13 protein-coding genes and 1 tRNA gene are annotated in these 12485 nt (G+C 64.0%); 8 read left to right on the top strand and 6 right to left on the bottom strand.

The genetic code is table 11. From position 1 onward, the window contains the following. Positions 1–35 precede the first annotated feature (35 nt). Complete coding sequence (locus ACFWO8_RS21250) at positions 36–635, bottom strand: TetR/AcrR family transcriptional regulator (protein WP_378953601.1); 600 nt, start codon at positions 633–635, stop codon at positions 36–38. A 72-nt stretch (positions 636–707) separates the two neighbouring features. Between ACFWO8_RS21250 and ACFWO8_RS21245 the strand changes: the two genes are divergently transcribed. The 4 genes from ACFWO8_RS21245 to ACFWO8_RS21230 all read left to right on the top strand — a co-directional run bounded on the left by ACFWO8_RS21245 (position 708) and on the right by ACFWO8_RS21230 (position 3858). Beyond that, a complete protein-coding gene (locus tag ACFWO8_RS21245) occupies positions 708–1850 on the top strand; it encodes an acyl-CoA dehydrogenase family protein (protein ID WP_378953599.1) in 1143 nt (380 codons plus the stop codon). Positions 1851–1944: 94 nt separating this feature from the next. Beyond that, positions 1945–2709: a DUF1542 domain-containing protein gene (locus tag ACFWO8_RS21240; protein WP_378953597.1), complete on the top strand. Its 765-nt coding sequence runs from the start codon at positions 1945–1947 to the stop codon at positions 2707–2709. 73 nt (positions 2710–2782) lie between these two features. Next, positions 2783–2855, top strand: a tRNA-Arg gene (locus ACFWO8_RS21235). A gap of 562 nt (positions 2856–3417) precedes the next feature. Then, positions 3418–3858: an NUDIX domain-containing protein gene (locus tag ACFWO8_RS21230; protein ID WP_378953595.1), complete on the top strand. Its 441-nt coding sequence runs from the start codon at positions 3418–3420 to the stop codon at positions 3856–3858. A gap of 59 nt (positions 3859–3917) precedes the next feature. Here the strand turns inward: ACFWO8_RS21230 and ACFWO8_RS21225 are convergent, their stop codons facing one another. The 3 genes from ACFWO8_RS21225 to ACFWO8_RS21215 are packed head-to-tail and all read right to left on the bottom strand — an operon-like array spanning position 3918 to position 6409. After that, on the bottom strand, positions 3918–4571 hold the full coding sequence (locus ACFWO8_RS21225; protein WP_378953593.1) for a hypothetical protein: 654 nt from the start codon (positions 4569–4571) through the stop codon (positions 3918–3920). A gap of 9 nt (positions 4572–4580) precedes the next feature. Then, positions 4581–5726: a radical SAM protein gene (locus ACFWO8_RS21220; RefSeq protein WP_378953591.1), complete on the bottom strand. Its 1146-nt coding sequence runs from the start codon at positions 5724–5726 to the stop codon at positions 4581–4583. Next, complete coding sequence (locus tag ACFWO8_RS21215; RefSeq protein ID WP_378953589.1) at positions 5723–6409, bottom strand: hypothetical protein; 687 nt, start codon at positions 6407–6409, stop codon at positions 5723–5725. The genes ACFWO8_RS21220 and ACFWO8_RS21215 overlap by 4 nt, the downstream gene beginning before the upstream one ends. Before the next feature lie 183 nt (positions 6410–6592). Here ACFWO8_RS21215 and ACFWO8_RS21210 point away from each other — a divergent pair, with 183 nt between their 5' ends. Together ACFWO8_RS21210 and ACFWO8_RS21205 are read left to right on the top strand one after the other, a co-directional pair. Next, positions 6593–8074: a helix-turn-helix domain-containing protein gene (locus tag ACFWO8_RS21210; RefSeq protein WP_378953587.1), complete on the top strand. Its 1482-nt coding sequence runs from the start codon at positions 6593–6595 to the stop codon at positions 8072–8074. A gap of 38 nt (positions 8075–8112) precedes the next feature. After that, positions 8113–8607, top strand: coding sequence for a flavoprotein (locus tag ACFWO8_RS21205; RefSeq protein WP_378953585.1), 495 nt, complete (start codon positions 8113–8115; stop codon positions 8605–8607). A 675-nt stretch (positions 8608–9282) separates the two neighbouring features. Here ACFWO8_RS21205 and ACFWO8_RS21200 read toward each other — a convergent pair. Further along, positions 9283–9702, bottom strand: a complete 420-nt coding sequence (locus tag ACFWO8_RS21200; RefSeq protein WP_378953583.1) for a hypothetical protein — start codon at positions 9700–9702, stop codon at positions 9283–9285. A gap of 157 nt (positions 9703–9859) precedes the next feature. Between ACFWO8_RS21200 and ACFWO8_RS21195 the strand changes: the two genes are divergently transcribed. Both ACFWO8_RS21195 and ACFWO8_RS21190 read left to right on the top strand, forming a co-directional pair. Continuing rightward, positions 9860–11020, top strand: coding sequence for a hypothetical protein (locus ACFWO8_RS21195; protein ID WP_378953581.1), 1161 nt, complete (start codon positions 9860–9862; stop codon positions 11018–11020). Continuing rightward, on the top strand, positions 11013–11519 hold the full coding sequence (locus tag ACFWO8_RS21190) for an endo-1,4-beta-xylanase (RefSeq protein ID WP_378953579.1): 507 nt from the start codon (positions 11013–11015) through the stop codon (positions 11517–11519). The genes ACFWO8_RS21195 and ACFWO8_RS21190 overlap by 8 nt, the downstream gene beginning before the upstream one ends. A gap of 205 nt (positions 11520–11724) precedes the next feature. On the opposite strand, the gene ACFWO8_RS21185 is transcribed toward ACFWO8_RS21190, so the two are convergent. Beyond that, complete coding sequence (locus tag ACFWO8_RS21185; RefSeq protein ID WP_378953577.1) at positions 11725–12180, bottom strand: hypothetical protein; 456 nt, start codon at positions 12178–12180, stop codon at positions 11725–11727. Positions 12181–12485: the final 305 nt, after the last annotated feature.

Here is a 12485-nt window from a genome sequence, read left to right as displayed (position 1 = left end):
ATCGCCGACGGTGGGTGACGCCACGATGGATCCGCTCAGCGCAAAGCGATCTCGGCGAGCGCGGTCCAGTCGGCCAACACCTGTTTGCGACGAACGCGGTCACGGCCGACCATCTCGTCGAGAGTGGCACCACGGACCAGGTTGATGGTGAGCCAGAAGGCGCTCTCCAAGCGCTCACCGGTGATGGCGGGGTTGATCAGCCCGGCACAGCGGTCGAGCAGCTCCACGGTGAGTTCATGCTGCACCCGCAGCATTTCGCGGCGCAGTGCCGCATCGTTGGCGATTCCCACATACAGCTCCACCGCAGCACGACCGAGCTTGCCCGCGAAGGTAGCGGTAACCAACTCGACCAGCACAGCGCCCGCCGACCTGCCGTCCGGCACCGCTTTCACCTTGCGCAGCATGGCTTCTCGCTGACGATCGGTGAGATGGCCGATGGTTTGAGCGATAAGTTCACCGCGCGTGTGGAACTGATGCAGCTGCGCGCCACGCGTCACCCCGGCCCTGGCCGTGATGTCGGCGATGGAGGCACCCGCGTAGCCGACCTCGGCCAGACTCTCGATGGCGGCATCGAGCAGCAGCGTCCGGGTCCGCAGACTCTTCTCCTGATGCTTGTTCGGCGGAAGCGCAGGCATAACTACAGTATAGGGGTACAAAATTACATGTTGTATTGCACGTAATTCAGTGCTCAGCGTACTGTGACGAGCATGGCTGTTGACCGGATGCTGCCCACCGACGAGGCGCGCGACCTGATCGAACTGACCCGCGATATCGCCGACAAGGTGCTGGAGCCGAGGGTCGTCGAAAGCGAGAAGACCGGCGTCTTCCCCGACGGCGTGTTCCCCGCGCTCGGCGCGGCCGGGTTGCTCAGCCTGCCGTATCCGGAGGAATTCGGCGGCGGCGCGCAGCCCTACGAGGTGTACCTGCAGGTGCTCGAGGAGATCGCGAGCCGCTGGGCGGCAGTCGCCGTCGCGGTGAGCGTGCATGGCCTGTCGTGCCATCCGCTGTTCACCTATGGCACCGACGAGCAGAAGCAGCAGTGGCTGGAGGGCATGCTGTCGGGCGAAACCATCGGCGCCTACAGCCTTTCCGAGTCGCACGCCGGCTCCGACGCTGCCGCGCTGCGCTGCCGGGCCACCCCCGTCGACGGCGGCTACAACCTCAACGGCACCAAGGCCTGGATCACCAACGGCGGCCGCGCCGACTTCTACACCCTGTTCGCCCGCACCGGCGAGGGTTCGCGCGGCATCTCCTGCTTCCTGGTCCCCGCCGACACCGAGGGCCTGAGCTTCGGCAAGCCCGAGGAGAAGATGGGCCTGCGCGGCATCCCCACCACCACCGCCGCCTACGACGACGCGTTCCTGCCCACCGAGCGTCGCATCGGCGAAGAGGGACAGGGACTTTCGATCGCCTTCAGCGCGCTCGACGCGGGCCGGCTCGGCATCGCCGCCGTCGCCACCGGTGTCGCCCAGCGCGCACTCGACGAAGCGGTCGCCTACGCCAAGGAACGAGAAGCCTTCGGCCGCAAGATCATCGACCACCAGGGTCTCGGCTTCGTCCTCGCCGACATGGCCGCCGCCGTCGACACCGCCCGCGCCACCTACCTCGACGCCGCCCGCCGCCGCGACGCGGGCCTGCCGTACTCCCGCCAGGCCTCGGTCGCCAAACTGGTCGCCACCGACGCGGCCATGAAGGTGACCACCGACGCGGTCCAGGTCTTCGGCGGCTACGGCTACACCCAGGACTTCCCCGTCGAGCGCTACATGCGCGAAGCGAAGGTCATGCAGATCTTCGAGGGAACCAACCAGATCCAGCGCCTGGTAATCGCCCGCCACCTCGCCAGCAGCTAATTGACAACGCGCTGATCAACACGGGTCAGCACGTTTGGGCAACCGTTCAGTAAACTGGACAGCATCTCGAGACCTCGACGAAATGAGGCACGCGATGTTGTGGTGGTTGGTCGTGATCGTGGTTGTGTGCGTCGGCGCTCTGCTGTACCTGCGCGCCGAACAGAACAAGCGCAACGCGCGCGAACTCGAGGAGGCACAGGCCGACGCGAGGGCGACGATCGAGCAGCTCGGCGGGCAGGTCTACCAGCTGACTCCGCGCAACGAAGCCGCCCGGCAGTCGTTGGCCGACGCGTCCGAACGGTACAACGCCGCGGGCGGCCAGATCGACCGCGCCGGCTCCCCCGCCCAAGCCCGGCTGGCCAAGCAGTCCGCCACGGAGGGCCTCTATTACATTCGCGCCGCCCGCACCGCGATGGACATGGATCCCGGCCCGCCGATCCCGGCCATCGACGGCCAGGACATTGCCGGTCAGGTCGACGAGCAGCGCACCATCGCCCACAACGGCCGCTCGATTACCGCCTCCCCCGCCCCCTCCGCCGGGACACCGAATTTTTTCCCCGGCGGCCGCGTGGCAGGTCGCCCCGTCCCCGCCGGGTGGTACTCCGAGCCGTGGTGGAAGCCCGCGCTGATCGCCGGAGCCTGGGGCGCCGGCTCGGCACTGCTGTTCACGACGCTGTTCGCCGGAATGGGCGGGGTCGGCTACGACGCGCAAGCCTTCGAGGACGGCACCGGCGAAGCGGGCGCCGATCCCGGCTACGACCAGGGCGGTTTCGACCCCGGCGACACCGGCGGCAACGGGGGTTATGACACCGGCGGAGGTTTCGACAGCGGTGGCGGCGGCGATTTCGGCGGCTTCTGACCCCGCCCACCGGGCCTCTGCCACCGAACCCGACCCCACGCTATACTCAGCTCGGCCAGCCCAGCCTGGCCACGCCTTCGTAGCTCAGGGGATAGAGCAACCCTCTCCTAAAGGGTAGGTCGCAGGTTCGAATCCTGCCGAGGGCACGTAGAACATGGGCAACCGACGTAGCGGATTCCCGTGGCGTATCGGGTTGCCCAGTACTGCTGGCGCCGTGCGCTGGTAGCAGTACTGGCCCTGGTTCGCGGGTGTAGTGGGGTTCTTTGTTCCGGCGGCTGTGGCGGCGGCGGGGAGTGTTTCTTCGGTCAGCGTGGCAAGGCGCTGAGTTCGAGGTATATCGGAGCCCCGATGATCCGGTGCCGGTGTGGACGCAGTCCCAAGAGTCGGTGGTGTCCATCTCACTCCATGTGGTGGCGGCCAGAGTTCGTCGCGAAGTCCTGACGGTGATAGCCGACTCGCTGATATTCGGGGAGGCAGGCATCGCGACGGCCGCGCCTGGCCGCTGCACCGAAAGTGATGATCGCGCGGAAGCTTTCGGGTGTCTGGCTGGGGACAACGAGGAGCTGGCCTTCGCTGCGATGGAGAGTGGTTCGGTGCGACATGGGTCTCCGATTCCGATGCGGCGGACCAGGTAGTACATGGCCGCCGATGGCTTATGGTCGTGCTCGCGTTCATGTCGAGCGCATCGAGAGAGAGGTAGAAATGGCTGTGGCCAGGACTGAAAGGCACACCCTCATCGGTGATGTGCACCTGCTGCTCACCGACGATCAGGGTCGGATTCTGTTCGGTCGACGAGCGGGTACCGGGTACGCCGATGGCGCGTTCCACCCGCCCTCGGGGCATCTCGAGGCCGAGGAGTCGGTGGTCGAGGCGCTGCGGCGTGAAGCCGCTGAGGAGATCGGTGTGCAGATCGCGCCCGAGGACGTCGAGTTCGCGCACATCATGCACAACAGCTCGTCCGGCGGTCGCGTCGCGTTCTTCTTCCAGGTCCGGCAGTGGGAGGGCGAGCCGACGAACATGGAACCCGACAAGTGCGATGCGCTGGAATGGTTCACGGCCGACGCGCTGCCAGCGGACATGATCCCCTACTGCCGGGAAGCACTGGGCCACATCGCTTCCGGCACGTCACTGTCACTGTTCGGCTGGTGACAGGTGACGGCGGGGACCGTGACCTCTCTCGCACCGGTCCCCACCGTCGCTAGACCTCGTCAGATGAGCTGCCACTCATCGAGCGAGGCGATCAGTTCCTCGAGGCGCTGCGGGGACATGCGTTTCTCCGCAGCGTCTTCGAGGGATTCCTTCGTGGCCCCGTATTGCCACCAAGACTCGCCGTTCTTGGCGTCCATGACCAGGAACCGGTCCTTGATGGCAGGGCCGCGCAGCACCAGCGACACGGTGCCGGGTTCGGCGACCACGGCGTGAACAGCGCTGTGGTGCAGCGCGTAGCTGGCCCCGACTCGTTCCTGGCGCACGTGCACCGCGCGCAGGCTCGAAACATCGATCTCGGTATCGAGTTCGACGTCGCCGTAGAGCCGGTGCCGGTATTCACCGCGCAGGATGTGGCTGGCGTAGGTCCAGCGGTGGTTGTGCGGGCGATCGTGGTATCCGGGGCCGAAGATGTGCAGGCGCAACCGGATCCCAGATTCGAGGTCGTCGTGCAGGACGATCTTGTCGAGAATGTCGTAGTGCTCGCACAGGGCGGCGAGATCGGGGTTGTCGGGCAGCGTGGTCAACTCGCGGCGCAGCAGGTACTTCTGGGCGGCGAGCATTTCGAAGGACTTGCGGGTTGCCGACTCGACAGCCTCCACGTTGTTCCAGTCGAGCGAGCGCAGCGGTTCGATGACGGTTTCCATGGTGTGCATTGGGGTCTCCTATTCGGGTTTCGCGCTGGATTTCCACAGTCGGCAGACCGGCACGATGTCCGGGTAGGCCGAGCACGACGAAGCACCCATGACCAGTTCCTCGGCCGGGCAGCCACCCATGCACGCCGATTCCTTGCAGCCGCCGCAGGCGCTGCCGACGAGAGGTTTGGTGAACAGATCGAACTCGTTGACCTCGCTGTCGCGGTTGAGCAGCACCTGGCCGTCGCGCATCTTGGCGTAGTAGGTGTCGGTATCGAACAGGTAGCTGCACACGTAGCAGCGGCCGTCGGGGAAGATCGAGATCCGGTCGAGGGTGCGGCCGATACAGCCCTGGTAGCCCTCCCCGGCGTAGCGGTCGATCTGGTCGCGACGGACGTAGGTGGGCTGGAACCACACCCGCGACTTGTATTCCGGCGCAACCAGTTCGAGCCTGGCGCAGAAGTTCACCCATTCCAGGGGATTCATCGCCATGTCGGCGTTGCCGTGGCCGGTGCCGATAGTGGAGAACACGTGGAACTTGACCAGGCTCGCGCCAATGTCGTCGGCGATATCGAGCAGGCGCAGGACATCACCCTCGTTCGCCTTGTTGACCGTGCAGATGATGCGAGTGTCGAACCCGCGCTCGCACAGTTCGCCGCTGGTCTGCATCGCCTGGTCGAAGGTGCCCTCACCCCGGACCGTGTCGTGGGTGGCCGCGCTGCCGCCGTCCATGCTGACCTGGACGTAGGCGAAGTCCTCGGGGGTGAGCTGGGCGAACTTCTTGCGGGCGATGGCCTGGGCGTTGGTGGTGGTGATGACGTGGCCGTAGCCGATGGTCCTGGCCGCCCGGACGGCGTCGATGTACCAGGGGTGCAGGGTCGGCTCACCGCCAAGGATGGTGAGCTTGTCGCCGCCGAGCTGCCGCCAGGTGGTGAGGGTGTCGACGATCTGCTGCGGGGTCATTTTCAACGCCCGCTCGAGCCGTTCGCCCATGTAGCAGTGCTCACACCGCAACTGGCACGCCTCGGTGATGTAGAGGTAGACATTGCGGAACCGGCCATAGGAGACCTTGTCGACACGATGTGGTTCGCGCTGCCCGGCGTTGCGCGGCATCCGGGCGTGGCCGTAGGTGTCGGGCCGGAAGGTCGGCAATCCCAGAGGGGTTGTGCTGGTCATGCGGTAGTGCTCCTCACGATGAGCAGGGGCTCGACGATTCGTGCGAGGGTCGCGGCGTCGTCGGCCGCGTCGACGGAGTTGGTGGGGATGCCCGCACGGTCGAACGCGGTACGCACGTCCTCGACCGTGTCGTCGTGGCGTCGGGTGCGGGCGGCGAACAGCGACGGAGCGTCGCCTCGCCGCGGGTGCAGCAGTGAGCCACAGTTCCCGCAGGTCCATCCGCCGAACGTCGATGCGGAGGCGGGCAGGCGCGGATCGGCGGCCGGATCGCGCTCACATCGGTGGCAGACTCGACGTGCTCGCGCCCTCTTGCGTCTGGCCGGCGCGTCGAGCACGAGCTCGACCGGCTCGACGGCACAGCCAGGTGCGAGCTCCCGCGCTATGTCGAGCAGCGCCTCGACCTGCTGGCCCGTGCCGGGATAGTTGTCCAGGAGCACCGTGTGGATCCGGGAATCGGTGGCCACGGTGCTCAGATACTGGCGCACCGCCGGATTAACGACGTCATCGTCGATCCAGCCGAGGTCTCGCGGGCCGTGGCTGGCGGTCTGTCTGACCACCTCGGGCGGCACGTGTTCGCGCAATCTGAACACGTGCCGGTCGAGATTCTTGCCCAGCGCCAGCGTGAGCGTTGTCTTTCCGGATGCCGGTGGCCCGAGGATCGGCACCAACAGTGATAGCGCCATGTCGCCCCTTCCGCAGGATTGATATCGGACACACCGACGATCGCCGCGTCGATAGCGAATTGGCTATACACACAACGAGTCTCGGGAATTCCGGTGTATGCAGAAGGCGCATATGGGCTGGGTAGAGCTGGTGGTACCGTCGGAAAAACCGTTGGGGACGGCCATGATCGCGGAACGGGGCGGATGATGCGGACGACCAACTACGCGCGCGAATGCCCGATGTGCGGGACTCGGTTGTCCCGATTCAACACCGGCACGGCATGCAGTAGTTGCGCGCGAGAAGAACCCGCTGTCGGCGCACCGGTGATGCCCGCCGAATTCTGGGCCAGCGATCACATGCGCGACGCCCTGGCCTCCTGGCACATGGGCCGGGTGATCTTCGCCTTCCGCACCCACCCCATGCACAAGTCCCCGATCACCCAACTCGACGTCGCGAACTGGCTCGACATGTCCCAGGCGACCCTGAGCCGGATCGAGTCCCGCGAAGCTCCCGAAAAGATGTCCAAGCTGGTCCAATGGGCAACAGCTCTGCACATCCCCGAGGAACTGCTGTGGTTCCGGCTCCCCCGGCAGAACGCGGCAACAGAGGTCGACCGTCGACAGCTGCTCGTCCTCGCGGCAGCGGCCGTCGCCTCGGCAACCACCGAAGACATCCTCCCCAGCAGCAGCCCCGCCACCGACGACTTCGACGCCTCGGTGCCCGCCATCGAAACAGCATTCTGGGCAGCAGGCAACATCGGAAACGATCAGCCGGTCCGCGAGATCGGCGAACTCGTCGCGCTCGCCCGACGCATCACCAAACTCCAAATGGCCTGCGAATACGCGAAACTCGGCCCCTTGCTGGCACCGGCGATCACCGATCTGTACCGCCAAGCCCACAGCGGAAAGCCCCGAGACCGCCGCGCCGCGTGGGATGCGTTGACCCAGGTCGCTTCCGAGACCTCGGTGGCACTGCGCGCACGCGGCTATTTCGCCGTCGCCTGGTCAGCCGCGCAAGCAGCCGAATCCGCTGCCAAACGGATCGACAGCAGACAAGGCATCGCCTCGGGTGCCTACGTGCGCAGCCAGGTACTCCTCGCCCGACCCGAGTCCCTCAAGGCTGCCCTGGACTGCGCCGTGCACACCGCCGCCCAGGTCGGACCCGACGCGGACACTGCCCCCGAGATACAAACGGTCGGAATGCTCCACCTCCAAGCCTCTTTGGTCACCGCCACCATGGGCGGCAGCCCCCACGATCACCTCGCCCAGGCCGCCGAGTACGCGGCTCAACTCGACCGCTCGACCATCGGCGATCCCACCACGATCGTCGGCAACGTCTCCTTCGGCTCGGCCAACGTGGCGTTGTGGAACATGACCGTGGCCATGGAAGAAGGATCCCCGGAACGAGTGCTCGATCTCGCCCACCGCCTCGACCCTCGATCGTTGCCGACCGTCGGCCGCGCCGCACAGTACTTCGTAGAAGTCGGTCGTGCCGCCGCAGCCCGCGACGACCACACCATGTCCCTGGACGCGCTGTTACGGGCGGAGCGCATCGCGCCTCAACAGGTTCGAAACATGGACACGGTGCAGGAACTGGTGGGCCACATGATGATCAAGGCCGGACGCGACCTAGTCACCGGTGACCTCGGCAAACTCGCTTCCCGGGTGGGTGCCGTGGCGCTGTAGGCGAAGACGCATCACCCATCGCCTGCCATGATGGAGGCATGGGTGAGCGCACTAGAGTTCTGTACGCGATCGTGACGGGAGCCGGTGGTGCCGGGGACGTCGGGGAACTGGTGTCTCTCGCGCAGGCAGACGGTTGGGACGTGTGTGTTCTGGCCTCCCCCAACGGCGCTCGATTCATCGACGCCGAAGCACTCGCGGCACAGACCGGGTATCCCGTTCGGTCGGAGTTCAAAGTCCCCGGCACCAAAGACCTACTCCCGCCACCCGACGCGGTCATCGCCGCGCCGCTGACGACAAGTTCCATGGCGAAATGGGCGGCAGGGATCGGCGACACGTTGCCATTGGCGCTGCTGGTCGAAACGGTCGGAGCTGGGCTACCAGTCGTAGCGGTTCCGCACGGACGAGCAGCTCAATTCCAGTTCCCGCCAGTCGCCGCCGCACTGTCCAACCTCACCGACTGGGGGGTGCGTTTCATCCGGGTCAACGAAGGCGAACCGGTGCCGTGGGCGTCAGCTCTGAAAGGCCTCGACTGACTAGGTCCAACATCGGAAGGCCGGAGCGCCCGTAGCCTGGCCATATACTCACGTAGGGCGCGCATCTGCGCGTACACCACGGACTTACCCGCCCGCTCGCCGCCCCACTACCGCGAGACCTCCTGGGGTATCACATCAGCGGCGTTGCGATAGTTGATGTCGAGATCCGGCCCGAACAGCACAGGTGCGGTAAGCCGCCGCGCGATAGCAGCAAACGCGCGAGCCTCGGCTGTCGTAAGATCCCGTCCCAGGACTCGCTTGTCGCGATAGCTCAGCCACCTGCGCAGCACCTGGAAGCCGCCGATCTAGTCCCATACTGCCCAGCCACCCCACGCCAACGCACCTGCTCGTTGAGGTAGATGTCGAGCACCTCGCCGCCCAGGATGCCCCGCCCTTTGTCATTCAGCCCGACGCTTTTTGTGGCTGAACGTTCGCGAAACATCGTACTTCCCAGCACCGGCAACAGGGCCTCCTCACGCCCACCACATCGACCGTACCTGAGCCCGGGTTTCGCTGGTGGCATGTATGGAGCTACCACGCAACGCCGCGAACGCCTCCCGACGCTGGCACGCGGTATCGGCCGGGCTCAACCACTCGCCAACTCCACCACCCTCATAGCACCCCACACAACAGAGTTCACGACGGCAGCTCACCTCGCGCGATGAGCTGCCGTCGCTATTCGTCTTGCCGACCGAAGGTCTCGTCCACGAAAAGTTCTAGGGGCAAGTCCGACTTTGCCATGACCTGCACTTCACGGCCTTCGAGACCACGACGGCGCATGTTCATCTGAAACGTGTGCGTCATCTCCTGCAAGATTGCGAGAGGTTCGACGTCGTGAACCTTAAACTCTGTCACTTGAACCGGAGCTCCGGCTTCAAGGTTCTCCCACACGTCACGGGGAGCTGCATACACCATCAGGTTAAAGCCGCTCTCGCCTCCACTGATGCTGAATCCGACCACCTGCCACCCTACGTTGTCGAGCTCGACTCTCTGCGCGAGCCCTTCCCACGGCCCTGTTTTCCGCTCATCGAGCTGCGCCGTTCCTTTCCAGTCGGGATATGTGACGCTCGCCTCTCCCCAGACCTCTTCGCCCATGCCCTCACCTTCCCGCCGTGTGCTTGTGCACCGACGATATGGGGAGGCTGCGACAACCCCGGTGAAGCACGCCCACGTGTCTCGAAGGTCCTCAAGTTTCACATGTTCCTGGTCAAGTTCCCCACGGCCGCAGGAGGGCTCGACTACCGTATGTTGAGTGCCCCATGACGATCACGACACCGAGGTCATCGCTGCGATGCGCCTGGCGGGCCATCGCTTCAACACCAAGGGCATGCCAGCAGACTCACTCGTCGAAGTTGCGGCGCTTGAGGACATCCTGCGTTCGCTCGTCCGTCAGTTCTGGCAGGAACGCAATCCATCACGACAGCGAGTTCCCAAGGGCTACGACGCCGAGATCACGCTGCGGCTTACGTACATCGATCAGGGATCGGCAGTGCCAGTCCTCGAACATGATCCAGACCTTGGCATCGGCGACCTTTTCCGTGGTGACGAGGTCAGGCAGGATTACGCCCGAGCACGAGATCTGCTCCAGCAGTTCATCGAGCATGCACAAACCGGACAAGGCCAGATCCCGCCGGAGATTCGCAAAATCCCATCCTCGAAAATGAAGAAGTTCGGTCAATCGCTTCGGCGTGACGAATCAATTCAGATCGCATCCATGAACCTTACAGACTGGGGTCCGATAACCCCTTACACACCGGCGACACGAACCAGCGCACTGTCCAATCTGCTTGGCGAGTACACCGAACGGGTCACCGTTGACGGCACTGTTACAGCGATTACTCCTATCACCGGAAAGCTGACTGTCAGGGACCGGGAAAGAAAGACATCTGTACAGGTGCCATACCTACAAGCAGGCGTCCATGTCAGCATCGAATCGGCCGAACAGATCTTTGAGTGCCATGTCGAAGGAATCGGAGAGTTCACTGCCGATGGACGCCTCACCAAGCTCGACAATATTAGCACGCTGGATATTATCGACGTAACCGAAGATGCACGCGTCATTCGCCAATTGGTAGGCAGCCTTGCAGCCCTGGAGACAGGGTGGATAGATGGCGAACTCGGCGAACCGATATCACCCGAAGTCATTGACCGGAGTCACGCGGTAATCGATGCCATGATCGCGCTGGGGAACATTACGCGCACCGTTTTTCCGACAGAGGAGGGGGGTGTCCGTTTTTACTGGCCCGATGCCGAAAATCAACTGTCCATCGAAGTAGAGCCGCACGTCGCGCTGTATATTCACACGACTGACCCGTCCGCCGGAACGTTTGCAGATGAGTCCGTCCCTCCCGACGAGACCAACCTGATTGACCGTCTAGATTCATGGCTCGCGGAGGAACATAACAGTGACTGAATTTGAAGAACCTCACCGTGAACGTATCGGCGATGGCAACGAACAGCTCCTGCGTCCGATCATCTCCCGATGGGTAGTAAATGGCGTGGTGGCCCCGGACGCATTTCTACTGAGCACCGCCGACAAAAAGGACTCCAACCACCTGTCGATAGCTCGGGGCTCGGCTACCACACCAGAGGTGGCATACAAGGCGCGGGCCGAAAGTATCCAGAAGCGATGTGCAGCTGAAAACAGGGAGTACACCCCGCCGATTGGGGTTCTCTCATTGTCGGTTACCGAAGTCGAATCCGTCGAAGTAGAGTCAGCCGAAGGCTCGACCCGGCAGCCACTGACTGTGTGGGATGACTCCATGAACGAGGGCATACCTGAAGATCACGGCCATATCGACTACAACGAAGTCCCACCCAGCGACAAGGGAGCCCACATATTCGCAGCAAAAACCCTCGCGCTGCGAGCACAGGCGAACGGTTGGAAGTATGGACCCTTCTCGAACACGTAGGTTTCCCACAGCGACACCGATGGGAACCTACGTTCGATTATCCATTGATCGACCACCCACTCCCAGAGCGGCCTTCCCTGTGTGCCTGACCAACGTGCCTGTCATTTGATAAGGACATCGGTCATCGAGTACGAGCGGCATACGGCAGATACATGCGCACGACTCCGCCCGCCGAGACTCGGCTGTGGAAAGTAGAGCGGTCGGCCTACTTCTCTTCGCATCGACGGTCAAACAGTCGCCAGCCGTGCCGCAGGCACGACATCGACAACGAGTACCACGCTGCAAGTTCAGCCGCGTGGCCCCCAGTGACGCCCACCGCCAGGCCCGAATTCTTGTCTGTCGCAGAGAATTTAGCGCGGGTCGCGATACCCCATGAGTTGACGTGAGCGTCGGACGATAGCACGTTCCACGCCAACCGCAGCCCAGCCTGACGCTTACGGTGCTCGGGAAAGACCTCCGGTGCGACATCCCGGAACACGTCAGTAAGATTGAGACTGATCAGTGCTGGCTGGACAGCCGTCAACGCGCCCTGACGAGCCTTGATCCACTCGATCTGCTTCGCTATCTGCTGCTTCTCGGTGCGCGAATATCCCAAATGCGCCGCCAGGTCCAGAGTCTTTTGGTGGTACTTGCGCAGCTGTTCGTATGACTCTGCAATCACCGAGTGCCCCCGCTGACGCCTGGTCGTTCGATCCCCTGGAGCCAGAACCCACACCGCTTGGGCCGCACCGACAAGCGCACCCCGCACAGCTGTGTGCTGAGCCGAGGTGTACAGATTCTCCTGTTGCAGCCCGTCCCAGACCAGACGCAAGTGCTCCCCAGCAGAGATCAAGCAGATGCGAACGGACTCACTGATCAGGTAGTAGGCGAAGGGCCTTGACCCCGGAAACTGGACACGGGGGTTTGTGATTACGCGGCTTGAGCCATGTTATCGGGCGCGTGAGCGGATTCGTAGTCGGCAGGGCT

It is taken from the genome of Nocardia sp. NPDC058480 (assembly GCF_042720495.1).
Lineage (GTDB): Bacteria > Actinomycetota > Actinomycetes > Mycobacteriales > Mycobacteriaceae > Nocardia.
This window is presented reverse-complemented; position numbering and strand designations above follow the sequence as displayed.

Excerpts from the sequence above, each read along its gene's own strand:
- ACFWO8_RS21210 (WP_378953587.1), top strand. The coding sequence starts at position 6,593 with ATGATGCGGACGACCAACTACGCGCGCGAATGCCCGATGTGCGGGACT.
- ACFWO8_RS21205 (WP_378953585.1), top strand. The coding sequence starts at position 8,113 with ATGGGTGAGCGCACTAGAGTTCTGTACGCGATCGTGACGGGAGCCGGT.
- ACFWO8_RS21225 (WP_378953593.1), bottom strand. The coding sequence starts at position 4,571 with ATGCACACCATGGAAACCGTCATCGAACCGCTGCGCTCGCTCGACTGG.
- ACFWO8_RS21250 (WP_378953601.1), bottom strand. The coding sequence starts at position 635 with ATGCCTGCGCTTCCGCCGAACAAGCATCAGGAGAAGAGTCTGCGGACC.
- ACFWO8_RS21200 (WP_378953583.1), bottom strand. The coding sequence starts at position 9,702 with ATGGGCGAAGAGGTCTGGGGAGAGGCGAGCGTCACATATCCCGACTGG.
- ACFWO8_RS21220 (WP_378953591.1), bottom strand. The coding sequence starts at position 5,726 with ATGACCAGCACAACCCCTCTGGGATTGCCGACCTTCCGGCCCGACACC.
- ACFWO8_RS21215 (WP_378953589.1), bottom strand. The coding sequence starts at position 6,409 with ATGGCGCTATCACTGTTGGTGCCGATCCTCGGGCCACCGGCATCCGGA.
- ACFWO8_RS21240 (WP_378953597.1), top strand. The coding sequence starts at position 1,945 with ATGTTGTGGTGGTTGGTCGTGATCGTGGTTGTGTGCGTCGGCGCTCTG.
- ACFWO8_RS21245 (WP_378953599.1), top strand. The coding sequence starts at position 708 with ATGGCTGTTGACCGGATGCTGCCCACCGACGAGGCGCGCGACCTGATC.